Origin of the sequence: Aeromonas sp. QDB20 (assembly GCF_027707805.1) — a bacterium.
In the GTDB taxonomy this organism is placed as follows: Bacteria; Pseudomonadota; Gammaproteobacteria; order Enterobacterales; family Aeromonadaceae; genus Aeromonas; species Aeromonas dhakensis.
Window position 1 is genome coordinate 1 of the sequence record NZ_JAPCJC010000010.1, and the last position, 26260, is coordinate 26260.

The window sequence follows — 26260 nt, forward strand, 5'->3', positions numbered from 1 at the left end:
TAGCGCCGATGGTAGTGTGGCATTCGCCATGCGAGAGTAGGACACTGCCAGGCACCCAATTGAAGAAGCCCGCTCATTTGAGCGGGCTTTTTTATTGCCTGACATTCAGCTTTTTCTCCCCTAAGTGCAGTTCAGCTGTTCGATCTGCAACCACCTTACTCACATTGCTTCTTGTGCGATTTGCCCATTACGGGGCTGATATTTGTCCATCAATTCAATTGTTGAGCAGAAAAAGCACGGAATGTGATGCCTCTACCTTTCTTGCGATGCCCGCTCTGCTTTAATTCGTCAGCCCACGTTCGATGGGCCAAGGAATCACAATAATCTGAGGAATGGACACATGTTCAAAAGAACAGTAACGATGATGCTGGCGGCGGGAACCCTGGTATTAGGCGGTTGCGCATCCAATGGCGGTGCAGAGCAGGCGGCGGATAACAGCGATTTCGGTGGCAAGTCCATCTACCTGCGCGGGGAAATGAACGACTGGATGGCAACCGATGCGAGCAAGGTGGTCAAGGTGGCCGACAAGCTCTATATGGCCAAGGGAGCGCTCAAGAAAGAGTGGGCTCCTTACAAGTTCAAGTTTGCCGACTCCGGCTGGAGCTGTGGCACCAACTTTGGCTACAAGAGCCCAAGCGATGGTGTTGCCGTGCTGGGTGGCGAAGCCGTACCGGTCAATCCCTGCTCCAAGTATGAGGACATGAAGTTCTCACCGGATGCGGATGGTGTCTATGAGTTCTATCTGAATATGGCTGGTGACACCCCGACCGTATACGTCAAGAAGCCCTGATCTGCGACGGGAAGCGAGCTTCCCGGGCAATTAAATGACGCGATGTAATGCCCCGGACCAGTACCCTGCTGGCCGGGGCATTTGCTTGTGGCAGGCATGACCAGAAAGCGCAAATGATTACTATATATTGTGATTTTGTCTTCCGCGTTAGCTATATGTAGTAATGGCTGTTACTGTCATGAGGTCGCGGCATATCCAGGAGGTTGATTGAACATGGCTAAATCACATCCGGTGCGAGAGAGTGAGAGCGGCTCTCGTCATATTCCTCTGCAGGAGACTTCCCTCGAGATCTGGGACAGCAAGTACCGGCTCAAGAGCAAGGACGGCACTCCCATCGATGGTGCCATCGATGACACTTACCAGCGGGTTGCCCGTGCTCTCGCCGCGCAGGAGCATGACTCTGATGCCTGGTATGAGCCCTTCCTGTGGGCCCTGCGCAACGGTGCCATTCCTGCTGGTCGCATCATTTCCAATGCCGGCGCATTCGAGCACAAGCCTGCTACCTCCACCATCAACTGCACCGTGTCCGGCACCATCGAGGATTCGATGGACGATATCCTCGGCAAAGTGCACGAGGCGGGGCTGACCCTGAAGGCCGGTTGCGGCATCGGCTATGACTTCTCGACCCTGCGCCCGCGCGGGGCCTTCGTCTCCGGCGCCGGGGCCCATACTTCTGGCCCGCTCTCCTTCATGGATATCTACGACAAGATGTGTTTCACCATCTCGTCGGCGGGAGGGCGTCGTGGCGCCCAGATGGGCACCATGGATATCCGTCACCCCGATGTGATCGAGTTTATTCAGGCCAAGCGGGAGGATGGCCGCCTGCGCCAGTTCAACCTCTCCCTGCTCATCACCGAAGAGTTCGTCAAGGCGGTGAAAGAGGATGCCTCCTGGCAGCTTATTTTCCCCTACACCGCCAGGGAGGTGGGGCAGGATGGCATTGCGCTGGATGATCCCGCCCAGGTGGTCTGGGCCGACTGGCCCAACAAGGAGGGGGTTGTCGTCAACGCCTTGGGGCAGGTCGCCTGCAAGGTCTACAAGACCCTGCCGGCCCGCAGGCTGTGGAACGTCATCATGACTTCCACCTACGACTACGCGGAGCCCGGTTTTATCCTGATCGACAAGGTCAACCAGATGAACAACAACTGGTTCTGCGAGGAGATCCGGGCCACCAACCCCTGTGGCGAGCAACCGCTGCCTCCCTATGGGGCCTGCCTGTTGGGATCCGTCAACCTGACCCGCTTCGTGCGCGACCCTTTCACCGAACAGGCCGCCTTTGACTGGCCCGCCTTTCGCAAAGTGGTGGCCATTTTCACCCGCATGCTGGACAACGTGGTGGCGATCAACCAACTGCCGCTGGCCAAGCAGCGCGAGGAGATCATCAGCAAACGCCGGCATGGCATGGGCTTCCTTGGCCTCGGCTCGGCCCTCACCATGCTGCGGATAAAATATGGCTCTGCTGCCGCAGTCGCTTTTACCGAACAGGTATCCCAGGAGCTGGCCATGACCGGCTGGCGCGAGTCCCTGGCCTTGGCGAAGGAGAAGGGCCCGGCACCCATCATGGAGCAGGAGTTCGAAGTGACCGGCAAGCTGCTGCGACTGCGCCCCGAGATGGCGGCGGATGGCATCAAGCCGGGCGACAAGGTAAAGGGCAAGGTGCTGCACGCGCGCTACAGCCGCTACATGCAGCAGGTGGCCGAGGTGGATCCCGCCCTGGTTGCCGAGCTGGCCGAAGTGGGGGGGCGTTTCACCCACCACAGCAGCATAGCGCCGACTGGCACTATCTCGCTGTCGCTCGCCAACAACGCCAGCAACGGTATCGAACCGAGCTTTGCCCACCACTACAGCCGCAACGTCATCAAGCCGGGCAAGAAGAGCAAAGAGAGCGTGGATGTCTACTCCTACGAGTTGCTTGCCTACCGCGAGCTGGTGAATCCGGCGGCCATGCCCTATGCCGAGGATGAGGCGACCCGGTTGCCGGACTACTTCATCACCGCCGACGACATCACGCCGGCGCAGCATGTGGACATTCAGGCGGCGGCCCAGCGCTGGATAGACTCCTCCATCTCCAAGACCGCCAACGTGCCGACCGACTTTCCGTTCGAACAGTTCAAGGACATCTACCTCTACGCCTCGGATTCGGGACTCAAGGGCTGCACCACTTTCCGATTCAATCCGGCAGCCTTCCAAGGCGTGCTGGTGAAGGAGCAGGATCTGGAGAAAACTCTGTACGAGTTCACTCTGGAGGATGGCTCCGTCATCACGGCGAAAGGGAATGAGGAGATCGAATACGATGGCGAGCTGCATACCGCCGCCAACCTCTACGACGCCTTGAAAGAAGGCTATTACGGCAAATTTTGAGGACGAGTTCATGGTCAAGAAGATCGATGGGAAAATCGTCGCCTACCAGGTGAAAACCCGGGATGAGCCGCAAGCAGAGCCGGCCCAGCAGGATGCCGTGGTACAGATGCACGAGACCGTGCTGCGGCCGGAGCGGCTGATGGGCACCACCTACAAACTGAAGACACCGGAGCATGTCTCCGAGCATTCCCTGTTCATCACCATCAACGACATAGTGCTCAATGAGGGGACGGTGCACGAGACCCGCCGGCCATTCGAGATCTTCATCAACTCCAAGAGCCTGGAACACTACCAGTGGATAGTGGCGCTGACCCGCATCATCTCGGCGGTGTTTCGCAAGGGGGGTGATGTCACCTTTCTGGTGGAGGAGCTGCGCTCCGTGTTCGATCCCAAGGGCGGCTACTGGAACAAGGGCAAGTACGTACCGTCCCTTATCGCCGAAATTGGCAACGTGATCGAGACCCACCTCACCGAGATCGGCATACTCAAGGTGGCCGGGCTGGATGAGCACCAGCAGGCGTTTCTGGCCGGCAAGCAGGCGGAGATCCAAACCGCGCAAGAAACCGACGAGCAGCAGGCCGGGAGTGGTTTTCCCCCCGGTGCGGCGCTCTGCTACAAGTGCCACAGCAAGGCGCTGGTGCAGAAAGATGGCTGCATGACCTGCCTCAACTGCGGCGACTCCAAGTGCGGTTGAACCCTTGAGGGCCAGTAAAGGCCAGCTGTTGTTTTTCTGCGCAAACACGCGGGGTGCCCAAGTGATTTGTTGCGTGATGGTAAAATCGGGCGTAGCGTTGGAGGTAATAAAACTGTCACGGCCGTGTGGTTTCAATGACATCTGAGATTCACACACGTGGCACCTTCAGTGCCAAGGAGGATGCTTATGGACAATACGGACCGAAAGCTGTTTATCCTGGATACCAACGTTCTGCTTCACGAACCTCTCGCCATCTACTCCTTCAAAGAGCACGACGTGCTCATCCCCATGACGGTGCTGGAAGAGCTAGACAACATCAAGGATCGCCACAAGGATGTCAGCCGTGATGCGCGCATCGCCATCCGGGCGCTGGAGGACGTGTTCCGCGACGCGACTCCCGAGCAGATAGTGCAGGGGGTGGCGCTGGCCGGCGAGGCGAGCGGCCACATCTCCATCTTCAGTGACCACCATCTGCCCCAGGATGCCGAAGTGTTCACCGACAAGGAGGCCGACAACCGCATCATCAACGCGGCCCTCTACCTGCAAAAGCATGAGCTGAAGCGGCAGGTGGTGCTGGTCACCAAAGACATCAACATGCGGCTCAAGGCCAAGGGGGCCGGGCTTGCCCACGTCGAGGATTATCGCAGCGACCAGCTGATCGATGACATCCGGCTGCTCGCCAAGGGCTTCCAGACGGTGCCAGGCAGCTTCTGGGAGCGGGTCGGCGAGTGTGACAGCGAGACCCATGGCCGCGATACCGTCCACGTCATCGATGCCAAGCTGCTGGAGGGGGTTCACGTCAACCAGTACCTGATCGATGAAGAGAACTTCTTCGCCGCCCGGGTACTCAGCCACGACAACCAGAAGATCCGCATCAAGGATCTGGGGCGCGAGCGACTGATGTCCCGCAAGGCGTGGGGGGTGCATCCGAAGAACGTCTATCAGGGCATGGCGCTCGATGCGCTGCTCGATCCACACATCGATCTGGTGATCCTGACCGGCCCGGCGGGCTGCGGCAAGACCCTGCTGGCCATGGCCGCCGCCCTGGAGCTGGTGATCGAGAAGGGGATCTACGAGAAGGTGATCGTAACCCGTAATACTCCGGAAATTGCCGAGAGCATCGGCTTCCTGCCCGGCACCGAAGAAGAGAAGATGATGCCCTGGCTGGCTGCGGTCACCGACACTCTGGAGGTGCTGCACAAGCAGGACGAGAACATGAGCGGGTCGCTGAGCTACATCATGGAGAAGGCCAACATCCAGTTCAAATCGGTCAACTTCATGCGCGGGCGCAGCATCCAGAACACCTTCGTGCTGCTGGATGAGTGCCAGAACCTGACCGCGTCCCAGATCAAGACCATCATCACTCGCTGCGGCGAGGGCACCAAGATTGTCTGTTCTGGCAACCTGGCCCAGATCGACTCCAACTACCTGAGCCCGGTGACCTCGGGTCTGACCTACATAGTCGAGCGTTTCAAAGACTTCGATGGCAGTGCCAACATTTTCCTGAACGGGGTGGTGCGCAGCAAGCTCGCCTCCTTCGCCGAGGAAAACCTCTGATCTGACTATCCATCCTCATATGAAAAGGGGAAGCCGACCGGCTTCCCCTTTTTTGATCCCGTTGCCGGTCACTGCTCCTTTGTGCGGCCAAGGTAGCGCAGCAGCCCGGGGTGATCGCTGTTTTGCAGTATGTCGGGTTTGCCTTGCAGGGCGATGCGCCCCTCGTCGATGAACAACACCTGATCGGCGAAATCAGCAGGGCATCCTCCGGCCTGATAGTGGGAGACCATCAGCTTGTTAGCCATTCACTATGGCGCTAGAGCGCGGCCAAGGTAGCGCAGCAGGCCAGGGTGGTCGCTGTTTTGCAGTATGTCGGGTTTGCCTTGCAGGGCGATGCGCCCCTCGTCCACGAACAACACCTGATCGGCGATGAGCTGAGCATCTTCCGGGTTGTGAGAGACCATCAGCACGGTAATGCCTTGCTCGCAGGCGAGCCTGGCCACCTCTGCCAGCATCTCCCGGCGCAGGGCCGGATCGAGCGCCGAGAAGGGCTCATCCAGCAGCAGCAGCGGCTTGCCGCGTACCAGGGCGCGGGCTAGCCCGACCCGTTGCTGCTGGCCACCGGAGAGCTGCTCCGGCAGGCGCGTGAGCATCTCGCCGAGGCCGACCCGGTTCGCGGCATCCTTCACCTGAGCCCGCTGGGCGGCGTTCAGGCGCAGGCCGGGGTGTAAGCCGATGGCGATATTGTCGAATACCGACAGGTGCAGGAACAGGTTGTGATCCTGAAACAGGGTAGTCACGGGCCGTGCGGCTGGGCCCAGCGGCAGCAGATCCTGATCGTCGAAGGTGAGGGTGCCGGATTCTACCGGTACGAAACCGGCGATCATGCCGAGCAGGGTCGACTTGCCTGCCCCGCTCGGACCGATCAGCGCGGTGATCTCCCCCTTGGGCAGGGTGGCGCTGAAGCTGACGCGCCAGTCCGGGTAGCTGGTCACCAGCTCATCAATGTTCAGCATGTTTTCCTCTCAAGGGGGGCGTTTGAGCGGCCAGCACAGCCGCCGAGACGGTAGCGCCGGGTCTTTTGTCTCTCAATGGTCGGCATGCTTTCCTCCAAGCCCCCGCTCTACCAGCCAGAACAGGGAGAAGCAGAGGGTGAGCAGCAGCAGGGCGGTGGCGGCCGCCTCGGTCAGCCGGTAGCTGCCGAGCTGCTGATAGAGCAGCCAGGGCAGGGTGGTGAGCTCCTGGCTGCCGAACATGGCGATGGCGCCGAGATCCCCGAGCGACAAGATCATGGCCAGCGCCGCCGCCTGGCCCAGCGGACGGCGCAGCAGGGGCCACTCCACCAGTCGCAGGCGATGCAGGCCGTGTACCCCCAGGCTGTCGGCCAGCCGGTCGTACTGGCGCACTACCAGCTGCATGGGGGCGGAGAGGGTACGCAGCACATAGGGCAGCGCCATCAGGGCGTTGACCAGCACCACCAGCCAGGGGCCGAGAGCAAAGACATCGGCAAACGGCATGCACAGGATGAACAGGCCGGTGGAGAGCACCACCGCCGGGATCATCAGGATCACCGAGCCACTGGTCTCCCACAGGGCGGCGGCCCGCCGCTTGTGCTCCCGAACCCGCAGATGGCGGCTGGTGAGCAGCAGGGCGCTGCCGAGCAGGGTGGCCAGGCTGCCCGCCGCCAGCGCAATCAGCAGCGACTGGCCGCTGGCCAGCCACAACTTGCCTGAGGTCAGGGCATCTGGCAGGCCGGGATTGAGGCCGGCCACCACGATGGCCAGCAAGGGGGGCAGGAATACCGCCAGCCCGATGGCAAGGGCGAGGGCATCCACCAGGCCGCTGCCCGGCTGATGACGGTCCGGTCGCAGACAGGGGCGATGAGCGGTGATCCGGCTGGCCGGGCTGCTCTGCAGCTTGTGCTGCAGCATCAGCAGGGCGGCGGTCAGGATGAGCTGGACCAGCGCCAGTCCGCCGGCGGTGGCGAGATCGAAGTCAAAGCGCAGCGCCTGATAGACGGCCACCTCCAGGGTGGTGGACTTGGGGCCACCCCCCAGCGCCAGCACGGTGGCGAAGCTGGTGAAGCAGAGCATGAAGATGAGGCTGGCCAGCCCTGGCAACTGGGCCCGGATCAGCGGCCACTCCAGCAGCCGGAAGATATGGGAGGAGCGCATGCCGAGCTGGCTGGCGAGGCGCCAGGAGGGTTCGGGGATGCTCTCCAGGCTCTGCAGCAAGAGACGCGCGGCCAGCGGCATGTTGAAGAAGACGTGGGCCAGCAGGATGCCGAACAGGCCGTAGAGGTAGTTGCCGGGAGCGAGCCCGAACCCGTGCAGCAGTTGCGGCAACCAGCCCTGCTTGCCATGCACCGCGACGATGCCGAAGACGGCGATGATGACCGGCAGTACCAGCGAGAGGCCGAACAGCTTGATGAGCAGGGTGCGCCCCGGAAAGCGGCGCCGCGCCAGGGCGCGGGCCACCGGAATGGCCAGTCCCAGGCTCAGCAGGGTGGAGAGCAGCGCCTGCCAGAGGCTGAAGCCCAGCACGTGGCGCAGGTAGGGATCGGCCAGCAGGGTGCGAGGGGCTAGCCCCCCTGCCTGCCACAACAGGGCCGCCAGCGGCCCCAGCGACAACAGCAGGATCAGGGCTGTGGCGGCACTGCCCGGCAGCCACCAGAGCTGACGCGTCCCAGGTTTCACGAAGAGACGGCTCACTGGGTAACGGCTTGCAGCCACTCGCGGATCCAGCCCTTGCGATTGGCGGCCACCTCGTCAGAGCTGAAGGCGAGCGGCTTAGCTACGGTGATCATCTGCTCGAAGCCCTTGGGTAGCGGTGTGTCGATCACCGGATACATCCAGTTGCCAGTCGCCATCTCGTTCTGGAAGGCGGGGCTTATCATGAACTGCAGGAACTGATCCGCCAGCTTGCCCTGCTTGGCATTTTTGAGCTTGGCGGCCACTTCCACCTGACGGTAGTGCCCCTCTTCAAACGCCGCGGCCTGATACTGGGACTTGTGCTCGGCAATCAGGTGATAGGCGGGTGAGCTGGTGTAGGAGAGCACCATGTCCGCCTCGCCATCGAGGAACATGCCGTAGGCCTCTGACCACCCCTTGGTGACGGTGACCGTCTTTTTGGCCAGTTGCTCCCAGGCGGTGGGGGCCTGGTCACCGTAGACCGACTTCATCCACAGCATCAGCCCCTGGCCCGGGGTGGAGGTGCGGGGATCCTGATAGATGATCTTGAGGTCGGGTCGCGCCACCAGCTCCTTCAGGCTCTTGGGGGGCTGCTTGAGCTTCTCCTTGTCGTAGACGAAGGCGAAGTAGCCGTAGTCGTAGGGGACGAAGGTGTCATCCTGCCAGCCGCCGGGCACCTTGAGACCATCCAGCTTGGTGGCGTGAGGGGCGAACAGACCGCTCTGCTTGGCTTCACTGACGAGGGCATCGTCCAGCCCCAGCACCAGATCGGCCTTGCTGTGTTTGCCCTCCAGTCGCAACCGGTTGAGGATGGCCACGCCATCTTCGAGCGGTACCAGATTGAGGGTGCAGCCGCACTCCTTCTCGAAGGCCTGTTTGATCTTGGGACCCGGGCCCCACTCGGCGGTAAAGGAGCTGTAGGTGTAGACGGTGAGGGTATCCGCCGCGAAGGCCTGAGCGGAGAGCAGGCTGGTGGCGACCAGCAGCAGGGTTTTCATGGGTGGCACTCCCTTTAGCAATGAGGTGCCAGCGGATGAGGGCGCAAAAACGAGCGCCATGCCTCAAATTCCTCCGCCAGCATTATCTGGATCAGGTTCACGGGTATAATCTCAGCGGTAGACCGCACCCCGTTTGAGAAACGCACCGCATTGTATTAACGTTCTTGGGGGGAGGCCAGCACAATTGTTTCTGCGGGCCAGCGAGACGGATCAGCTCAACAGAGGATGTTTGCGTGATCACCAGCACCAAGGAAAGACGCGCCTTCCAGCGCATGATAATCAATGCTCCCGTCACCATCTTCCAGCAGCAGCAGGTGCTGGAGGGGGTCTGCCGGGATCTCAGCGCCAACGGCATGGGCATCTCGGTGCCGGAGCACCAGCTCGATACAACCCAGCCCATCCGGGTGAGCCTGGCCACCAACAACAACCTGTTGCCCCCCTTCGAGGCGCAGGCCCGCATCATCAGGGTACTGGAGGAGGAGGACGGGCTCTTGCTGGCCATCGAGTTCCAGTCCCTCGCCTGAGCCATCCACCTCCTTGCCTCCATCGACCAGCCCTACGCTGGTCGCTTTCATTTTGGCCTGTCCCCCCTCGCTTTCATGACGTCCACCACCTATTTGTCGGCGCGAACCGGCTGCACGCTGAGCTGCTTGCTGTCGATGAAGGTCTTGCTGGGCGGGGCCAGCTGACCCATCGCCAGCTGGGCCGGGCCGGTGGGCTCCATCAGCAGGTAGGTTTCCCCTTCCCAGCTCAAGGTAGCCTCGCCCGGCTTGGCCGGCAGCGCTACTCCCAGCAGGGCGTGACCCGGTACGAACACCATGGCCTGTTTCAATTCGGGAAAGAGCTGGGCCAGCATGGCGGCCATCAGGGTCACCTTGCTGTCGCAGTCGCCCTGATTTTGCTCCAGTACCTGTCGCGGGCTGAGAAAGCCCTTGCCCTGGCGGCCCGACTGGCTGTCGAGCAGTTGATAGGGGATGGCCTGAATGAAGTCGAGCATCTGGGCCGTGGTCTTCTGGCGCGCCTCGGTTTCCGTGCTGCCCTGCTGCTTGAGCTGTTCGGCCAGCGGCGCCAGTTCGCTGCGGCTCTCCAGTGCGATGCGCACGTGATCCTGCTTGATGGCGGCGGCACCGTCGGGGGCGGTGAACGGCTGAAAATAGTGCAGCTTGAGCCACGCTGCTTCCTGCTTGTCGCGCTGCTGGGTGAGCCAGCTCATGGCCTTGGCGACCTGTTCGGGCTGACGGCCCTTGAGCCTGAGCTCCATCTCGGGGCGGGAGAGGGAGAACTGCACGGCGGGGAACTCGGCCACCCCCTGCTGCAGCAGGCTCTGCAGCACGTCCTCCTGCATGCGGGCCGACCGATAGGCGATGAGCGGCGGCAGCTTGCCTGCCTCCAGCCGATAGGTGAGTTGCTGCACCTTGCCGTCCTTGTCCTGCCAGCCGACGTTGAGCTGACCGCTACTGCTGTTGAAATAGGTCTGCCCGGCGCAGACCGGCAGCGCCAGCCAGAGGCCGCAGAGCAGGGGGAGGGCGAGTGTCATCTTCATCCAGGTGTCTCGTCGGGTATGCAGAAGTGGCGGGCCATGGCGTGCACCTAGGCCTGACAATAAAACAGGGAGCCAAGGCTCCCTGTTGATTCTACTCGTTTTTTGCAACTGGCTGATTAAATCCAGCTCGGCTGTTTCGCCTCGAAGGCGCTGATGGCGGTCTCGTGCTGCAGGGTCAGGCCGATGGCATCCAGCCCGTTGAGCAGGCAGTAGCGACGGAACTCATCGATCTCGAAGCCGAACGTGAGGCTACCTGCCCGCACCTGATTGGCTTCCAGATCCACTTCGATCTCGATGCCCGGCTGGGCGGCAACCAGCTGGAACAGGGCGTCGACCTCCTCCTCCTTCAGCCGTACCGGCACCATGCCGTTGTTGATGGCGTTGCCGTAGAAGATGTCTGCAAAGCTCGGGGCAATGATGGTCTTGAAGCCGTAGTCCGCCAGCGCCCAGGGGGCGTGCTCGCGGCTCGAACCGCAGCCGAAGTTCTCGCGGGCCAGCAGGATGCTGGCGCCGGCGAACTGCGGTTGGTTGAGCACGAACTCGGGGTTGGGCTGCTCCCCCGCATCGTCCAGGAAGCGCCAGTCGTGGAACAGGTGCTTGCCAAAACCGATGCGATTGACCTTCTGCAGAAACTGCTTGGGAATGATGGCGTCGGTGTCGACGTTGGCACTGTCGAGGGGGACAACTATCCCTTTATGCTGTTTGAAACCTGTCATGTACGTTCCCTCTTACAGTGCACGAATGTCGGCGAAGATGATGTCGGTGACGGCGAAGGGCCGTCCGTGTTGTTTGAATACTTTCATCCTCAACCCCTCTTACAGCGCGCGAATGTCGGCGAAGCGGCCGGTGACGGCGGCGGCGGCGGCCATGGCTGGGCTCACCAGGTGGGTACGGCCGGCGCGGCCCTGACGCCCCTCGAAGTTGCGGTTGCTGGTGGAGGCGCAGCGCTCCCCCGGTTGCAGCCGGTCGTTGTTCATGGCCAGACACATGGAGCAGCCGGGCAGACGCCACTCAAAGCCAGCCTCGATGAAGATCTTGTCGAGCCCCTCGGCTTCGGCCTGGGCCTTCACCTGCTCGGAGCCCGGCACCACCAGCGCCTGCACGCCAGCGGCGACCTTGCGACCGCGGGCGATGGCGGCGGCAGCGCGCAGATCCTCGATGCGGCTGTTGGTGCAGGAACCGATAAACACCTTGTCGATGGCGACGTCGGAGAGCTTCTGACCCGGTTGCAGATCCATGTAGGCGAGGGCCTTGCGGGCGGACTGCTGCTCCATCAGATCGCTGAAGGATTCCGGCGCCGGAATGGGTTCATTGACGGCGATCACCTGACCCGGGTTGGTGCCCCAGGTCACCTGAGGGGCGATGTCGGCGGCGTCCAGCACCACTTCGGCATCGAATCTGGCATCGGCATCGCTCTTGAGGCTTTGCCAGTAGGTGATGGCCTGCTCCAGCGCCTCGCCCTTGGGAGCGAACTCCTTGCCGCGGATGTAGTCGATGGTGGTCTGGTCGGGGGCGATCATGCCGGCCTTGGCACCGAGTTCGATGGCCATGTTGCACACCGTCATGCGCCCTTCCATGGTGAGCCCTTCAATGGCCTCGCCAGCGAACTCCACCACGTAGCCGGTACCGCCAGCGTGGCCGACCCGGCCTATGATGGCGAGCACCACGTCTTTCGCGCTGATGCCATCACTCAGTTTGCCGTTGACCGAAATGCGCATGGTCTTGGCGCGGCCCTGTTTCAGGGTCTGGGTGGCCATCACGTGCTCCACCTCGGAGGTGCCGATGCCGAATGCGAGCGAGCCGAAGGCGCCGTGGGTGGCGGTGTGGGAGTCACCGCAGACGATGGTAGTGCCGGGCAGGGTGATGCCAAGCTCGGGACCCATCACGTGGACGATACCCTGGTACTTGTGGTTCAGGTCATAGAGGCGAACCCCGAACTCCTTGCAGTTATGGGCCAGCGTCTCCATCTGGATGCGGGCCATCTCGCCGGAGGCGGCGATGTCCTTGGTGGTGGTGGAGACGTTGTGATCCATGGTGGCCCAGGTCAGATCCGGGCGACGCAGCTGGCGGTTCATGGCGCGCAGGCTGTCGAATGCCTGCGGGCTGGTCACTTCATGCACCAGGTGGCGGTCGATGTAGATGAGGGGGGTTTCCCCTTCCACTTCCCGCACCACGTGGGCGTCGAATACTTTCTGATAGAGGGTCTTGGCCATTGCTCGGTTTCCTTGTTATCGATGCCGTGGGGTCAGATGCGAGCGGCGATCTGGCTGCCCATCTCGGCCGTGCTCTGTACCGGGTGACGGGCGCTCGCCTGATGCAGGTCGGCGGTGAAGTAGCCTTCGGCCAGGGTCTGGGCCACGGCCTGCTCGATGGCCTGGGCGGCGGCTTCCTGGCCGAGGCTGTAGCGCAGCATCAGGGCGGCGGAGAGGATCTGGGCGATGGGGTTCGCGATCCCCTTGCCAGCGATGTCCGGAGCCGAGCCGCCGGCTGGCTCGAACAGGCCGAAACCGGATTCGTTCAGGCTGGCGGAGGGGAGCAGCCCCATGGAGCCGGTGATCATGGCGCATTCGTCGGAGAGGATGTCGCCGAACAGGTTGGAGCAGAGCAGCACGTCGAACTGGGACGGATCCTTGATGAGTTGCATGGTGGCGTTGTCGATGTACATGTGATTCAGCGCCACGTCCGGATAGGACTTGGCGACTTGCGTCACCACCTCGCGCCACAGGATGGAGGAGGCGAGCACGTTGGCCTTGTCGATGGAGGTGACCTTGGCCTTGCGAACCCGGGCCGACTCGAACGCTATCTTGGCGATGCGCTCGATCTCGAAGCGGTGGTACACCTCGGTGTCGAATGCCTTCTCGGTGGGGCCTTCCCCTTCACGCCCCTTGGGCTGACCGAAGTAGATGCCGCCGGTCAGCTCGCGCACGCAGGCGATGTCAAAACCGCGATCCGAGATGTCGGCCCGCAGCGGTGAGAACTGCTCGAGGCCGGTGTAGATACGGGCCGGACGCAGGTTGCAGAACAGCTTGAAGTGGGCGCGCAGAGGCAGCAGGGCGCCGCGTTCCGGCTGATCGTTGGGGGGCAGGTGCTCCCACTTGGGGCCGCCCACCGAGCCGAACAGCACGGCGTCGGCCGCTTCACAGCCTGCAATGGTGCTCTGGGGCAGCGGGGTGCCGTGGTTGTCGATGGCGATACCTCCCACGTCATGGCGCTCGTAGTCGAGGGCGAAGCCGAATCTGGCCTGCACCTTTTCCAGCACCTTGACGGCCTCGGCCATCACTTCCTGGCCAATGCCGTCACCCGGCAATACTGCGATCCGATAACTGCTCATACTCACACGCTCTCCGTATTGATCTTGTCTGTTTTTGCAACGTTGCGTTCCATCTGTTCGGCCACCTGATCGGCGCGCCAGATGCTGTTGATCACGTGGATCAACGCCTGGGCGGAAGACTCTATGATGTCGGTGGCCAGGCCCATACCATGGAATTTGCGGCCCTTGTACTGTGCGACTATGTCGACCTGGCCGAGGGCGTTCTTGCCTTCCCCCTTGCCCTTGAGTTCGTACTTGTCGATGCTGATCTCGTAGCCGGTGATGCGGTTGATGCATTGGTAGACCGCATCCACCGGGCCGTTGCCGGTGGCGGCTTCGCTGACGATCTCCTGGCCCACCTTCAATTTCACCGAGGCGGTGGCCATCACAGAGCTGCCGCTCTGCACGCCGAGGTACTCCAGCTTGAAGTGCTCCGGCTCTTCGTGGATCTGGCTGAAGAAGGCGAGCGCCTCCAGATCGTAATCGAACACCTGCCCCTTCTTGTCGGCCAGAGTGAGGAACTTGGCGTAGAGATCGTCGAGGTCGTAACTGCTCTCGGCGTAGCCCATGGACTCCATCCGGTGCTTGATGACGTGGCGGCCGGAGCGGGAGGTCATGTTGAGGTTGTTCTGGGTGAGACCGATGCTCTCCGGGGTGATGATTTCATAGGTGTTTTTCGCCTTGAGCACGCCATCCTGGTGGATGCCGGAGCTGTGGGAGAAGGCGTTGGCACCGACGATGGCCTTGTTGGGCTGCACCGGCATGTTGCAGAGCTGGCTGACCAGGGTGCTGGTGCGGTGGATCTCGTTGTGACGGATATTGGTGTGCACCCCAAGCAGGTCGGCGCGGGTTTTGAGGATCATCGCCACCTCTTCCAGCGAGCAGTTGCCGGCCCGCTCGCCGATGCCGTTGATGGTGCACTCGATCTGGCGAGCCCCCATCTGCACGGCGCCGATGGAGTTGGCCACCGAGAGCCCCAGATCGTCGTGGCAGTGCACCGAGATGATGGCCTGATCGATGTTGGGTACCCGGTTGAACAGGGTCTGGATGATGCCGGAGAACTCGGTTGGCACCGTGTAGCCGACGGTATCGGGAATATTGATGGTACGAGCGCCGGCCTTGATGGCGGCCTCCACCATGCGGCACAGGTTGTCTATCGGGGTGCGGCCTGCATCCTCGCAGGAGAACTCGACATCGTCGGTGTAGCGGCGGGCATGCTTGATGGCGCTGACCCCCATCTCCAGCACGTCCTCGAAGCTCTTCTTGAGCTTGCTCTCGACGTGGATGGAGGAGGTGGAGATAAAGGTGTGGATGCGAAAGGCGTCGGCGACCCGCAGGGCTTCGCCGGCGGCGTCTATGTCCTTGGGCAGGGCGCGGGCGAGGGCACAGACCCGGCTCTGCTTGATGTGACGTGCAATGGTCTGCACCGATTGAAAGTCGCCGGGGGAGGAGACTGGGAACCCCACCTCCATGACGTCGACACCGAGCCGCTCCAGTGCCTGGGCGATCTGCAGCTTCTCCTTGACCGTCAAGCTGGCCGCCAGGGCCTGCTCACCATCGCGCAGGGTGGTGTCGAATATGATGACCCGATCTGACATGTGACTTCCCTCTTCCTAAGTTCGGTGACGTGCATCCTGCGTTGGCATAAAAAAACCCGTGCAGGGTGCACGGGTTTTTGTAAATTCCGGCTATGCCTGAGCCCGGCTACAAGGATCCCGCGCGAGAGGTCGCGATTAGGGAGATTAGTAGTAGCGGAGCGGCAATACGCATGATGAATCAATCCTTGCAGTCGATAACGCTTTTACCAATATCGAGATTTTTATGCTGTGTCAACCGTACGCACCCGGTTCATTTCGCTGGTTTATTTAATCGGATTGTAAAGGAGTGCAAATTTACTTGTCCCATATTCGGCCCTTGCCCGATTATCTGGTCATTCCTGCTGTACTCGATCATCTGTACAATCAGATCGACTTGTCAGTTTCTGCTGAATTATCCGAGGTATTAAATGGAAAAACGTAGACCTGGTCGTCCGGTCGGACGTTCTGACATTCGTGACAAGTTGCTCTGTGCCGCTCGCGAGCGTTTTCTGAACACCCCCTACAGCAAGGTGACGACCCGCGAGATCGCCGAGCTGGCTGGCTCCAATCTGGCCATGATCCACTACTACTTCGGCAGCAAAGAGGGCCTCTACAAGGCGGTGCTGGGGGATGTGGCCGAGCCGCTCGACCAGGCCTGGCACGACGAGACCGGCAACCGCAGCCTCAACGATCTGCTCAATACCTACTACCAGGTGATGGCGCCCAACAGCGAGCTGACCTCCGCCATCTCCAGCGCATTATCGACCGAGAAGAGTCCGGGGCGGGATTTTGTGCTGAACCGCCTGCTGGAACGCCAGCTGCCCCAGTTCGATGCCTTGCTGGAGTCCATGAAGAACAACGGCGAGCTGGGTGACAACCTGGATCCCGAGATGCTGAAGATCTCCTTCCTCAGCATGATGTGGCAGCCCTTCGTGATGAAAGATCTCTACGAGCAGGTGTTCGGCCTGACCGTGGACGAGCACTTCATGGCTCGCCTGGCGGATCACAACTGCCGCCTGATGGAAAACGGCCTGCGCGGCACCCTGAACTGATCATTTGCCATGCTGGTAGCAAAAAGGGCCATTCGGCCCTTTTTTCATAAATCTGTTATTTGAACGTCAACCAAGTGTCACCCCGCCGCCCTAGTCTGCTCTGAGACGCTAGGGAAGGAGGGGTTATGAACAAGATCCAGCAATGGGACCTGCAGGTGTGCCGCATCTGCCTGCTCCACGCCTACAACCGGCCACAGGCCAGGATCAGCCGGCTCATCTCCCGTACCGGTGACGGCCCGCTCTACGCCGTGCTGGCGGCCCTGCTCTGGTGGCAGGGGGAAGCCGAACGCGAACTGGTGAAGCTGGCACTGCTCGCATTCGCTCTCGAGCTGCCGCTCTACCTGCTGCTCAAGAATGCCCTCAAACGCCAGCGCCCGGTGGGGCTGCCGGTCTTCATCACCCCCTCCGACCGCTACAGCCTGCCCTCGGGCCACACCGCCGCCGCCTTCCTGATGGCAACCGTGCTGGCGGCCAGCTTCCCGCTCTGGGCGCCGCTGCTGTTCGTCTGGGCCGCGCTGGTGGGGGCGTCCCGTCTGCTGCTGGGGGTGCACTATCTGAGCGACCTGGTAGCCGGCGCCCTGCTCGGTGGTGGCTGCGCCCTGCTGGCGCTCATGTGGGGGCAGGGATGAAGATACTGTTCGGTGTGCAGGGGACCGGCAACGGCCACATCAGTCGCAGCCGTACCCTGGCGCGGGCCTTGCGGGTCCGTGGTCTCGCGGTGGACTATCTGTTCAGCGGCCGTCCTGCGGACGGCTACTTCGAGATGGCCGAATTCGGCGACTACCGCACCTTTCCCGGCATCACCTTCGTCAGCCATGAGGGGCCATCTCGAACTGGCGCACCCTCAAGGGGCTCTCGCCCCTGCGCTTCTGGCGCGACATGCGAGCGCTCGATTGTCGCGACTACGACCTCGTCATCAGCGATTTCGAGCCTATCAGCGCCCATGCCGCTCGCCGCTGGGGCAAGCCGAGCCTCACCATCAGCCATCAGGCGAGCTTCGACTGGCCCATTCCACGCTGGGGGGAGAGCGGCTTCAACCGCCAGCTGATGCGCCACTTCGCGCCGGTGCGCCAGTCGCTCGGGCTGCACTGGTTTCACTTTGGCCAGCCCCTGTTGCCGCCCATCATAGATCCCATCAGCCAGGGGCCCGACAACCAACAGATCCTGGTCTATCTGCCGTTCGAGCAGACCGAGGCGATCGCGGCCCTGTTGTCGCGCTTCAACCAGCAACGCTTCGTCTGCTTTCATCCGGCCATTCGCAGTGCCAGCCAGTGGCGCAACATCCGCTTCGAGCCACAGGCCCGTGAGGCGTTCAAGCAGGTGCTGGCTGGCTGTCGCGGGGTCATCACCAACGGTGGTTTCGAGCTCGCCTCGGAGGCGCTCTCCCTTGGCAAAAAGCTGCTGGTCAAGCCGCTGGGAGGCCAGTTCGAGCAGCTGACCAACAGCAAGACCCTGGAACTGATGGGGCTGGCGCGGCTGATGGATGCGCTCGATGCCAACGCAGTACGTGCCTGGCTGGATGCGACGGCCCCGGGCCAGATCTGCTACCCCGATGTGGCGGGGGAGCTGGCCGGCTGGCTCGCCACCGGCGCCCAGGAGAGCGTGGCGGATCTCTCCCGCCGGCTGTGGGCCCGAACCCTGTTTCCGGAGGAGGTGTGCGATCGGCTGAGCGAGCTGGAGGAGGGGAGTGCACTCAGTAGATGCTGGTTATCGCAAGTGAGCGCCTTTGACTAGACTGAGAGGGATCCCACCAAGGAGAGGACGGACACCATGCGCTTTACCAATGAAAACGGCGACACCATGAACCTGGCGGACAATCTCACCCTGCACGAGCTGCTGGACATGGGGGTCAGCATCTCGGTCTGCGAAGAGACGGATCCGGATCAGCAGATCTGGCTGGCGGAGCCGGAACAGGATCACTGATCCGCAGCCTGCCACCAAGGCCCACCCTGGCGGTGGGCCATTTTTTTCCGCGTTTGGCGGCTGTTGCAGCATGATCCGCTGGCTTGCCGCCCATCTTCCCCGCATTGTTCCCACCCTTTCCAGCAAGTCACTGAATGTTAATAGTTGTTTGAAATTTATGACTGTTGTGGTCAGACAAAGCCGTGGACAACCGTTCACAAGCGGGTTAAGTTGGTTTTTCACCCGCTTTGCGGGTGAATGATGGAAAAAACCTATTTTTCTACTATCGACAGCGCCGAACTCGCCGGGTCCGTATTCAGACAACAACAACGCACGGGCCGGCGGTGCCGGGAAGCAGCGGACTGCCGATAGCTTTCGCTTAACGGAGCAAAGCCTGGAGGGCTTTATCATGGAGATGTTATCAGGCGCCCAGATGGTGGTTAGAGCGCTGGAAGATCAGGGAGTTGAGCACGTTTTCGGCTACCCTGGTGGCTCAGTGCTCGACATCTATGACGCTCTCTTTGAAAACGGCAAGATGGAGCATGTCCTGGTGCGGCACGAGCAGGCCGCGGTGCACATGGCGGACGGTTACGCCCGCTCCACCGGCAAGGTGGGCACAGTGCTGGTGACCTCGGGTCCCGGCGCCACCAACTGCATCACGGGGATCGCGACCGCCTACATGGACTCCATCCCCCTGGTGATCCTGTCCGGCCAGGTGCCGACCAGCATGATCGGGGAGGATGCGTTCCAGGAGACCGACATGATCGGCATCTCCCGCCCGGTGGTGAAGCACAGCTTCCTGTGCAAGAAAGCCAGCGACATTCCGGCCGCCATCAAGAAGGCCTACTACATTGCCGCCAGCGGCCGCCCGGGGCCGGTGGTGGTGGATCTGCCCAAAGACGTGCAGAACCCGAAAGAAAAATTCCCCTACGAGTACCCGGAGACGGTCTCCCTGCGCTCCTACAACCCGACCAAGTCGGGTCACAAGGGCCAGATCAAGCGTGCCGCCAAGCTGCTGGTGGAGGCGAGCCGGCCGGTGATGTATGTCGGTGGCGGTGCCATCAATGCCAATGCGGATCACCTGGTGACCAAGCTGGCCGAGCTGCTGAATCTGCCGGTGACCACCACCCTGATGGGGCTGGGGGCCTTCTCTGGCACCCATCCGCAGTTCATCGGCATGCTCGGCATGCACGGTACCTTCGAAGCGAACAAGAGCATGCACAACGCGGATCTCATCTTCGCCGTGGGTGCCCGTTTCGATGACCGCGTCACCAACAATGTGGCCAAGTTCTGTCCCAACGCCACCATAGTCCACATCGACATCGATCCCACCTCCATCTCCAAGACGGTGCAGGCCCATGTGCCCATCGTCGGCTCGGTGGAAACCGTGCTGGAGCAGATGCTGGAAGTGATCCGCGAGTGCGGCTTCGACAACGACAAGCAGGCGCTGGCGGACTGGTGGAGCCAGATCGGCCAGTGGCGTTCGCGCAACTGCCTGGCCTATGAGACCCACCCCACCCTGATCAAGCCGCAGCAGGTGATCGAGACCCTCTACAAGGTGACCAAGGGGGAGGCGTTCGTGGCCTCCGACGTGGGCCAGCACCAGATGTTTGCCGCCCTCTACTACCCGTTCGCCAAGCCGCGCCAGTGGATCAACTCCGGCGGCCTCGGCACCATGGGGTTCGGCATTCCGGCCGCCATGGGGGCCCAGTTTGCCAACCCGGATGCCGTGGTCTGCTGCGTCACCGGCGATGGCTCGGTGCAGATGAACATTCAGGAGCTCTCCACCTGCATGCAGTACGGGGTGCCCATCAAGATCATCTCCATCAACAACCGCGCCCTTGGCATGGTCAAGCAGTGGCAGAAGATGTTCTACGGCGGCCGTCACAGCCACTCCTACATGGAATCTCTGCCGGACTTCGTCAAACTGGCGGAAGCCTATGGCCACGTCGGTATCGCGGTGAGCGATCCGGCGGAGCTGGAGAGCGCCATGGAGAAGGCCTTCGCCATGAAGGATCGGCTGGTGTTCATGGACATCTCGGTCGACCCGGATGAGCACGTCTATCCAATGCAGATAAAGTTCGGTGCCATGGACGAGATGTGGCTGAGCAAGACGGAGAGAACCTGATGAGACATATAATTTCCGTTCTGCTGGAGAACGAATCCGGCGCCCTGAGCCGTGTGGTGGGCCTCTTCTCCCAGCGCGGCTACAACATCGAGACCCTGACGGTGGCCCCCACCGAGGATCCCACCCTGTCGCGCATGACCATAGTCACCATGGGGGACGAGCGGGTGCTGGAGCAGATCCAGAAACAGCTGCACAAGCTGGTGGACGTGCTCAAGGTGTGTGATCTCAGCGAAGGGGAGCACATCGAGCGGGAAATCGCCCTGGTCAAGGCGCGCGCCGCCGGTGGTGGCCGCGACGAGCTGAAACGGCTGGCGGATATCTTCCGCGGCCAGATCGTCGACGTCACCCCCGAGCTCTACACGGTGCAGCTGGTGGGGACCAGCGAGAAGCTGGATGCCTTCATCAAGACCGCCGCCCAGACCAACGAGATTGTCGAAGTGGTGCGCTCCGGGGTGTGTGGCATCTCCCGCGCCGACAAGGCGCTGCGTCCCTGAGCTATCGCTTGGCAGCAGGCAGATTAAAGGGGCTCCTCGGAGCCCCTTTCTTGTGGGCGCTTGGTGAAATGGAGGGCTGGCACGAGTCTGTCATTTTCTTTCAAATGATCGGTAAACTATCCACAAAAGCTGTGGAAAACTCTGTAGATTAGCGGTGTGTCTGGCGTTAGTGTGCTGATCTTAAAAGGATATTTGGATCTGATCTGCGCTGGGGCGCAATTGTGCAATCGACTCTGGCGGGTGTGAGTGTTTGCTTATCCCGCCGCCCTTGCAGGACTGGCGCCTGTCGCCGAGCAGGTGATCCTGCCAGGATCCAGATTTGATCTTGCGGATCAACATTTCCCCAAATCAGCCATAAAAAAACCCGCCTTGCGGCGGGTTTTTCAGCAGGCAGAGCCGAGGACGATTACTCGGCCTGGGCTGCCTGAATACCGGTCAGGGCGATGGTGTAGACGATGTCGTCAACCAGGGCGCCGCGGGACAGGTCGTTGACCGGCTTGCGCATGCCTTGCAGCATGGGGCCGATGGAGACCAGATCAGCGGAGCGCTGTACCGCCTTGTAGGTGGTGTTGCCAGTATTCAGATCCGGGAACACGAACACGGTGGCCTTGCCGGCAACCGGAGAGTTCGGTGCCTTGGACTTGGCCACGTTCTCCATGATGGCGGCATCGTACTGCAGCGGACCGTCGATGATGAGGTCGGGGCGCTTGGCCTTGGCCAGTTCGGTCGCTTCACGCACTTTCTCTACGTCTGCGCCGGCGCCGGAGGTGCCGGTGGAGTAGGAGATCATGGCCACACGCGGCTCGATGCCGAAGGCGGCAGCGGAGTCGGCGGACTGGATGGCGATCTCGGCCAGCTGCTCGGCAGTGGGGTCCGGATTGATCGCGCAGTCACCGTAGACCAGTACCTGATCCGGCAGCAGCATGAAGAAGATGGAGGAGATCAGGGAAGAGCCCGGGGCGGTCTTGATGATCTGCATCGGCGGACGGATGGTGTTGGCAGTGGTGTGCACCGCGCCGGATACCAGACCGTCGACTTCGTTGCGCTCCAGCATCATGGTACCCAGTACCACGTTGTCTTCCAGCTGTTCGCGGGCAACCACTTCGGTCATGCCCTTGTTCTTGCGCAGCTCGACCAGACGGGCCACATAGCGCTCGCGCACGGCAACCGGATCGATGATCTCGACGCGGTCGGTCAGTACCACGCCCTGCTGTTCGGCGACGCGACGGATCTCTTCCGGGTTGCCCAGCAGCACCGGACGGGCGATGCCACGCTCGGCACAGATGGCGGCAGCCTTGATGGTGCGCGGCTCTTCCCCTTCCGGCAGCACGACGCGCTTGTTGGCCTGACGGGCCAGCTCGGTCAGCTGGTAACGGAAGGCCGGCGGGCTCAGGCGACGGGAGCGGGTGGACTTGGCGGAGAGAGACTCGATCCAGTGCTTGTCGATGTGGCCGGCCACATAGTCCTGCACCAGCTCGATACGCTCGCGGTCATCTTCCGGGATGTCGACGTTGAAGTTCTGCAGGCTGACGGCGGTCTGCCAGGTGTTGGTGCCGGTGATCATGATCGGCAGGCCGGTAGCCATGGCCTGTTGGCACAGCGCCATCACCTGGGGTTCCGGGTGATAGTTGCCGGTCAGCAGCAGGGCGCCCAGCTTGACGCCGTTCATGGCGGAGAGGCAGGCGGAGACGATGACGTCGGAACGGTCGCCGGAGGTGACCAGCAGGCTGCCCGGACGGAAGTGCTCGATCATGTTGTGGATGGAGCGGGCGCAGAAGGTCACGGTCTGCAGACGGCGGCTGTCCAGCTCACCCTTGTGCAGGATCTTGGCGGCCAGGTGCTTGGCGAGATCCTTGGCGCGCGGGGCGATCAGCTGGGTGTTCCAGGGGATGCAGCCGAGGATGCGCAGCGGGCTCTTGCCGAATACCTGCAGTACTTCCAGGTTGTGAGCGGTGTCGGCGCCGTGGTGATGGGCTTCGAACATCTCGGTCAGGTCGGGGCGGGTCACGCCGTGCTCGTCAACCGGTGCACCCACCTTGTTGATGACGCAGCCCACGATGCGGGGGTTGCTGACGCCACCGAAGTTGGAGCAAGCAAGCTCGATGCGCTCTTTCAGCTTCTGGCTGGAGTCGTTGCCCGGGTGGGTCACGAACACCATGTCGGCGTCCAGCGCCTTGGCGACGTCGTAGTTCAGCTTGTTGGCAAACGGCTGCTTGTCGGTCGGCACCATGCCTTCGATGACCAGCACTTCGGCACCGCTGGCCTTCACGTGCTCTTCGAAGCGGGCCACGATCTCTTCCAGCAGGATGTCGGTGTTGCTGGAGGTGATCATGTTCTCGGCGTAGGAGAGGGCGAACGGCTCGGGCGGGTTGATGTTGGCAGCAGCGCGGATCACGGCGGTGGAACGCTCGGTACCGGTTTCACCCGGACGCGGCTGAGCGACCGGTTTGAAGAAGCTGACATTGACACCGTGACGTTCCATGGCGCGAACGACGCCAAGGCTCACGGAAGTTACGCCGACACCAGTGCCGACCGGGATAAGCATAATAGTGCGTGCCACTTTATACCCCTTGTTCATTTTTGGGATCAGGAAAAGGCCGCCCTTGGGCGGCCTTGCTCTACAGCGAAATTATGCGCCGACCAGTTCCAGCGCGTCGTGGGCGATGACCCACTCTTCGTTGGTCGGGATAACCAGGGCCTTGGTGGAGCCAGCCTTGGTGATCTCGCCACCCTTGCCGAAGCGAGCCTTCAGGTTGGCGTCGTGATCGACGTCGAAGCCCAGCAGACCCAGTTTGTTCAGGGTGATTTCACGGATCGGGGCGGAGTTTTCACCGATACCACCGGTGAAGACCACGGCGTCCAGACGACCGTCCATGGCGGCAGCGTAGGCGCCGATGTACTTGGCCAGGCGATAGCAGTAAACGTCCATGGCACGCTTGGCTTCTTCTTTGCTGTCGTAGTTGTCTTCAACGAAACGGCAGTCGGAAGTTACTTCGGTCAGACCCTGCAGGCCGGACTCTTTGGTCAGCATGGTGTTGATCTGATCAACGCTCATGCCCAGCTTGTCGTGCAGGAAGAAGATGATGGCCGGATCGATGTCGCCGGAGCGGGTACCCATCACCAGGCCTTCCAGCGGGGTCAGACCCATGGAGGTGTCGACGGACTGGCCGTTCTTGATGGCGCAGACGGAGCCGCCGTTGCCCAGGTGGCAGTTGATGATGTTCAGCTCTTCCACCGGCTTGTTCAGCTGCTTGGCCGCTTCCAGGCTGATGTAGTAGTGGCTGGTGCCGTGGGCGCCGTAGCGACGGATGCCGTTCTCTTTGTAGAGTTTGTACGGCAGGGCGTACAGGAAGGCTTCTTCCGGCATGGTCTGGTGGAAAGCGGTGTCGAACACGGCCACGTTCTTCTCGGCCAGCGCCGGGAACACACGACGGGCTTCACGAATACCGATCAGGTGAGCCGGGTTGTGCAGCGGGGCGTACGGTACGGCGGCTTCGATGCCGGCGATCACGTCGTCGCAGATGCGCACGGAGGAGGTGAAGCGCTCGCCGCCGTGTACGACACGGTGGCCGATGGCGATCAGGTTCTTGGACAGCTCCGGGTTGAGCGGCAGGATCTTGTTGACGATGTAGTCCAGCGCTTCCTGGTGAGCGGCACCGGCGCCCAGATCGGCACTGCCTTTCTCGCCGTTCAGTTTCCACTTGATGCGGGCGTCGTCGAGGTTGAAGCACTCGGCCAGGCCGGACAGCAGGTCATCACCGGTGGTTGCGTCAATGACAGCAAACTTCAGGGAAGAGCTGCCACAGTTAAGAACAAGAACCAGCTTACTCATGAATAAATCCTATCGCAGATTGGGTTGTGTAGGAGGATGCGTTGGACGCGCTGTGTCCAAAAACTTTCAACTTATCCTTATGAGGGTTGGCAATCTGTTGCTTGCCCCTTGTATAGTGATACAAGACCCGAAATCCAGACGTCCCTGACGGCTCAACGGCAGGCCGTTGGCGCAAAAATTGGGCGTACAAAGGATAACCCGATTGTTGAAAAATAACAAAGTCATCCTCAACCTTTGTTATTGCGCATCAAATATTGTCGTGGTTTTGCCGTTAATACGTTCAAAAAGAGCTCGGAGGTAGCATGAGCATGAACATTTTTGGAACTAAGTTACAGCAAGGCCGTCATTATATGACCCTTTGGCCCCGCCGTCCCGAGCTTAATTCCATGTTCCCGGAGAATCGGGTGATCAAGGCCACCGAGTTTGCCCTCAAGGTGATTCCTGCGCTGGCGGTGCTCAGCGTCATGCTGCAGTTTCAGTTTGGCGAGCAGCACTACTGGCCTTCCGTCATGACCTCGGTGCTGTTTCTGCTCAGCCTGCCGCTGCAGGGCTATTACTGGCTTGGCCAGCGTGCCGATACCCGGTTGCCGCCCTCCCTTGCCAGCTGGTATCGCGAGATCAACGGCAAGATGAACGAACAGGGCGGTCAGCGCCAGCTGGTGGCTCAGCCGAGATACGAAGAGCTGGCCGATACCCTCAACGCCGCCTTCAAGCAGCTGGACAAATCCTTCCTCTACGAGTGAGGCCCCACGGGCCTGCCAACCGGACAAAGGCGCCTCGCGGCGCCTTTTTCATGGCTGCCGGATCAGGCCGCCAATACCTTGCGGATCTCCTGGATGGAGAGCTTGTACTGGCGCGGGCACTGGCGCCAGACCGCCAGCATGCGCTGGTACTTGTCACGCATGGCGATGTCGCTGGAGAGCTCGTCGCAGGGGCACTTGAGCTCGGGGAAGCGCTTGTCCACCTCCAGCAGGAAGCAGACGTAATCGGCCAGCTCCCGCTCCTGGCTGCGGCTGTAGCCGTTGAACTCCAGCCGGCTGGCATTGATTTCGCCTTGATCGGCTGCGTCCAGGTTGCCCCAGGAGATGGCCAGCGCATGGTGCAGCTCCAGGGTGTCGATAACCTCCTGGCAGGTGGCCAGTTCCAGATGGCCGAAGCTCTTCTCCAGTTCGAGGATCTGCAGGCAGTAGCCGCGCTCGATGATGGTGCTGGCCCGTTGGTAAAATGCCGCCTTCTCCGGATTGAGTTTGGCCAGGATCTCGTACTGGTTGCTCAGGATCAGACGTTCGGTGTGGCTCATGTTCATGGGCTTTTCTCACTGGAAAATGAAACTGGGGTCACGTTAACCCATATATAGGATGAATTTTTTGATCTGGCAGGGGAGGTTGGCGA

At 61.4% G+C, this 26260-nt stretch carries 22 protein-coding genes, 2 pseudogenes and 1 riboswitch; of the genes and pseudogenes, 12 read left to right on the top strand and 12 right to left on the bottom strand.

Annotated elements, in window-relative coordinates; translation table 11 throughout:
* Positions 1 to 340 precede the first annotated feature (340 nt).
* The 4 genes from PG897_RS13265 (at position 341) to PG897_RS13280 (ending at position 5402) form a co-directional block, all read left to right on the top strand.
* Positions 341 to 790 carry a pullulanase gene (locus PG897_RS13265; RefSeq protein ID WP_043171972.1) on the top strand — a complete coding sequence of 150 codons (450 nt, stop codon included), beginning with the start codon at positions 341 to 343 and terminating at the stop codon, positions 788 to 790.
* Positions 791 to 1003: 213 nt separating this feature from the next.
* A complete protein-coding gene (locus PG897_RS13270) occupies positions 1004 to 3151 on the top strand; it encodes an adenosylcobalamin-dependent ribonucleoside-diphosphate reductase (RefSeq protein ID WP_201885124.1) in 2148 nt (715 codons plus the stop codon).
* Positions 3152 to 3161: 10 nt separating this feature from the next.
* Positions 3162 to 3845 carry a TSCPD domain-containing protein gene (locus PG897_RS13275; protein ID WP_043171973.1) on the top strand — a complete coding sequence of 228 codons (684 nt, stop codon included), beginning with the start codon at positions 3162 to 3164 and terminating at the stop codon, positions 3843 to 3845.
* A 186-nt stretch (positions 3846 to 4031) separates the two neighbouring features.
* Positions 4032 to 5402: a PhoH family protein gene (locus tag PG897_RS13280; RefSeq protein WP_017763817.1), complete on the top strand. Its 1371-nt coding sequence runs from the start codon at positions 4032 to 4034 to the stop codon at positions 5400 to 5402.
* A 68-nt stretch (positions 5403 to 5470) separates the two neighbouring features.
* On the opposite strand, the pseudogene PG897_RS13285 reads toward PG897_RS13280, so the two are convergent.
* From PG897_RS13285 to thiB, 4 genes and pseudogenes are all read right to left on the bottom strand, one after another.
* Positions 5471 to 5613, bottom strand: a pseudogene (locus PG897_RS13285) (thiamine ABC transporter ATP-binding protein); the annotation flags it as partial.
* A gap of 37 nt (positions 5614 to 5650) precedes the next feature.
* The gene (gene thiQ / locus PG897_RS13290) at positions 5651 to 6358 is read right to left on the bottom strand and encodes a thiamine ABC transporter ATP-binding protein (protein WP_201885122.1); all 708 of its coding nucleotides are present in this window, start codon (positions 6356 to 6358) and stop codon (positions 5651 to 5653) included.
* A 72-nt stretch (positions 6359 to 6430) separates the two neighbouring features.
* Positions 6431 to 8053, bottom strand: a complete 1623-nt coding sequence (gene thiP, locus PG897_RS13295; RefSeq protein WP_201889707.1) for a thiamine/thiamine pyrophosphate ABC transporter permease — start codon at positions 8051 to 8053, stop codon at positions 6431 to 6433.
* Complete coding sequence (gene thiB, locus PG897_RS13300) at positions 8050 to 9030, bottom strand: thiamine ABC transporter substrate binding subunit (protein ID WP_201885121.1); 981 nt, start codon at positions 9028 to 9030, stop codon at positions 8050 to 8052. Before thiB ends, thiP begins: the two co-directional genes overlap by 4 nt.
* 51 nt (positions 9031 to 9081) lie before the next feature.
* Positions 9082 to 9172, bottom strand: a riboswitch (TPP riboswitch).
* A gap of 91 nt (positions 9173 to 9263) precedes the next feature.
* On the opposite strand from thiB, the gene PG897_RS13305 reads away from it, so the two are divergent.
* Complete coding sequence (locus PG897_RS13305; RefSeq protein WP_005304376.1) at positions 9264 to 9554, top strand: PilZ domain-containing protein; 291 nt, start codon at positions 9264 to 9266, stop codon at positions 9552 to 9554.
* A gap of 89 nt (positions 9555 to 9643) precedes the next feature.
* On the opposite strand, the gene PG897_RS13310 is transcribed toward PG897_RS13305, so the two are convergent.
* The 5 genes from PG897_RS13310 to leuA form a co-directional block, all read right to left on the bottom strand.
* Complete coding sequence (locus tag PG897_RS13310; protein WP_054544177.1) at positions 9644 to 10573, bottom strand: hypothetical protein; 930 nt, start codon at positions 10571 to 10573, stop codon at positions 9644 to 9646.
* Between the two features lie 116 nt (positions 10574 to 10689).
* Positions 10690 to 11289 (bottom strand): 3-isopropylmalate dehydratase small subunit, encoded by a 600-nt coding sequence (leuD, locus tag PG897_RS13315; protein WP_054544178.1) that lies wholly within the window; start codon positions 11287 to 11289, stop codon positions 10690 to 10692.
* Positions 11290 to 11388: 99 nt separating this feature from the next.
* Positions 11389 to 12786, bottom strand: a complete 1398-nt coding sequence (gene leuC / locus PG897_RS13320) for a 3-isopropylmalate dehydratase large subunit (RefSeq protein WP_126882532.1) — start codon at positions 12784 to 12786, stop codon at positions 11389 to 11391.
* Between the two features lie 32 nt (positions 12787 to 12818).
* A complete protein-coding gene (leuB, locus tag PG897_RS13325) occupies positions 12819 to 13904 on the bottom strand; it encodes a 3-isopropylmalate dehydrogenase (RefSeq protein WP_201885120.1) in 1086 nt (361 codons plus the stop codon).
* A 2-nt stretch (positions 13905 to 13906) separates the two neighbouring features.
* Complete coding sequence (leuA, locus tag PG897_RS13330; RefSeq protein WP_201885119.1) at positions 13907 to 15481, bottom strand: 2-isopropylmalate synthase; 1575 nt, start codon at positions 15479 to 15481, stop codon at positions 13907 to 13909.
* Positions 15482 to 15888: 407 nt separating this feature from the next.
* Here leuA and PG897_RS13335 point away from each other — a divergent pair, with 407 nt between their 5' ends.
* The 6 genes and pseudogenes from PG897_RS13335 to ilvN all read left to right on the top strand — a co-directional run bounded on the left by PG897_RS13335 (position 15889) and on the right by ilvN (position 21036).
* Positions 15889 to 16512, top strand: coding sequence for a TetR/AcrR family transcriptional regulator (locus PG897_RS13335; protein WP_005304358.1), 624 nt, complete (start codon positions 15889 to 15891; stop codon positions 16510 to 16512).
* Between the two features lie 125 nt (positions 16513 to 16637).
* Complete coding sequence (locus PG897_RS13340) at positions 16638 to 17141, top strand: phosphatase PAP2 family protein (RefSeq protein WP_010634973.1); 504 nt, start codon at positions 16638 to 16640, stop codon at positions 17139 to 17141.
* Positions 17138 to 18246: pseudogene (locus PG897_RS13345) on the top strand (MJ1255/VC2487 family glycosyltransferase). The gene PG897_RS13340 and the pseudogene PG897_RS13345 overlap by 4 nt, the downstream one beginning before the upstream one ends.
* Before the next feature lie 36 nt (positions 18247 to 18282).
* A complete protein-coding gene (locus tag PG897_RS13350) occupies positions 18283 to 18435 on the top strand; it encodes a hypothetical protein (protein ID WP_005304348.1) in 153 nt (50 codons plus the stop codon).
* A gap of 388 nt (positions 18436 to 18823) precedes the next feature.
* A complete protein-coding gene (locus tag PG897_RS13355) occupies positions 18824 to 20542 on the top strand; it encodes an acetolactate synthase 3 large subunit (protein ID WP_005304345.1) in 1719 nt (572 codons plus the stop codon).
* Entirely contained in the window at positions 20542 to 21036 is a 495-nt protein-coding gene (gene ilvN, locus PG897_RS13360; RefSeq protein ID WP_005304342.1) for an acetolactate synthase small subunit, read from the top strand. The genes PG897_RS13355 and ilvN overlap by 1 nt, the downstream gene beginning before the upstream one ends.
* A 406-nt stretch (positions 21037 to 21442) precedes the next feature.
* On the opposite strand, the gene pta is transcribed toward ilvN, so the two are convergent.
* Both pta and PG897_RS13370 read right to left on the bottom strand, forming a co-directional pair.
* The gene (gene pta, locus PG897_RS13365) at positions 21443 to 23614 is read right to left on the bottom strand and encodes a phosphate acetyltransferase (protein ID WP_017763828.1); all 2172 of its coding nucleotides are present in this window, start codon (positions 23612 to 23614) and stop codon (positions 21443 to 21445) included.
* A 51-nt stretch (positions 23615 to 23665) separates the two neighbouring features.
* Positions 23666 to 24868: an acetate kinase gene (locus tag PG897_RS13370; RefSeq protein WP_005304335.1), complete on the bottom strand. Its 1203-nt coding sequence runs from the start codon at positions 24866 to 24868 to the stop codon at positions 23666 to 23668.
* Between the two features lie 302 nt (positions 24869 to 25170).
* On the opposite strand from PG897_RS13370, the gene yfbV reads away from it, so the two are divergent.
* On the top strand, positions 25171 to 25611 hold the full coding sequence (gene yfbV / locus PG897_RS13375) for a terminus macrodomain insulation protein YfbV (protein WP_017779105.1): 441 nt from the start codon (positions 25171 to 25173) through the stop codon (positions 25609 to 25611).
* A gap of 62 nt (positions 25612 to 25673) precedes the next feature.
* On the opposite strand, the gene PG897_RS13380 is transcribed toward yfbV, so the two are convergent.
* Positions 25674 to 26174, bottom strand: coding sequence for a YfbU family protein (locus PG897_RS13380; RefSeq protein WP_024942265.1), 501 nt, complete (start codon positions 26172 to 26174; stop codon positions 25674 to 25676).
* Positions 26175 to 26260: the final 86 nt, after the last annotated feature.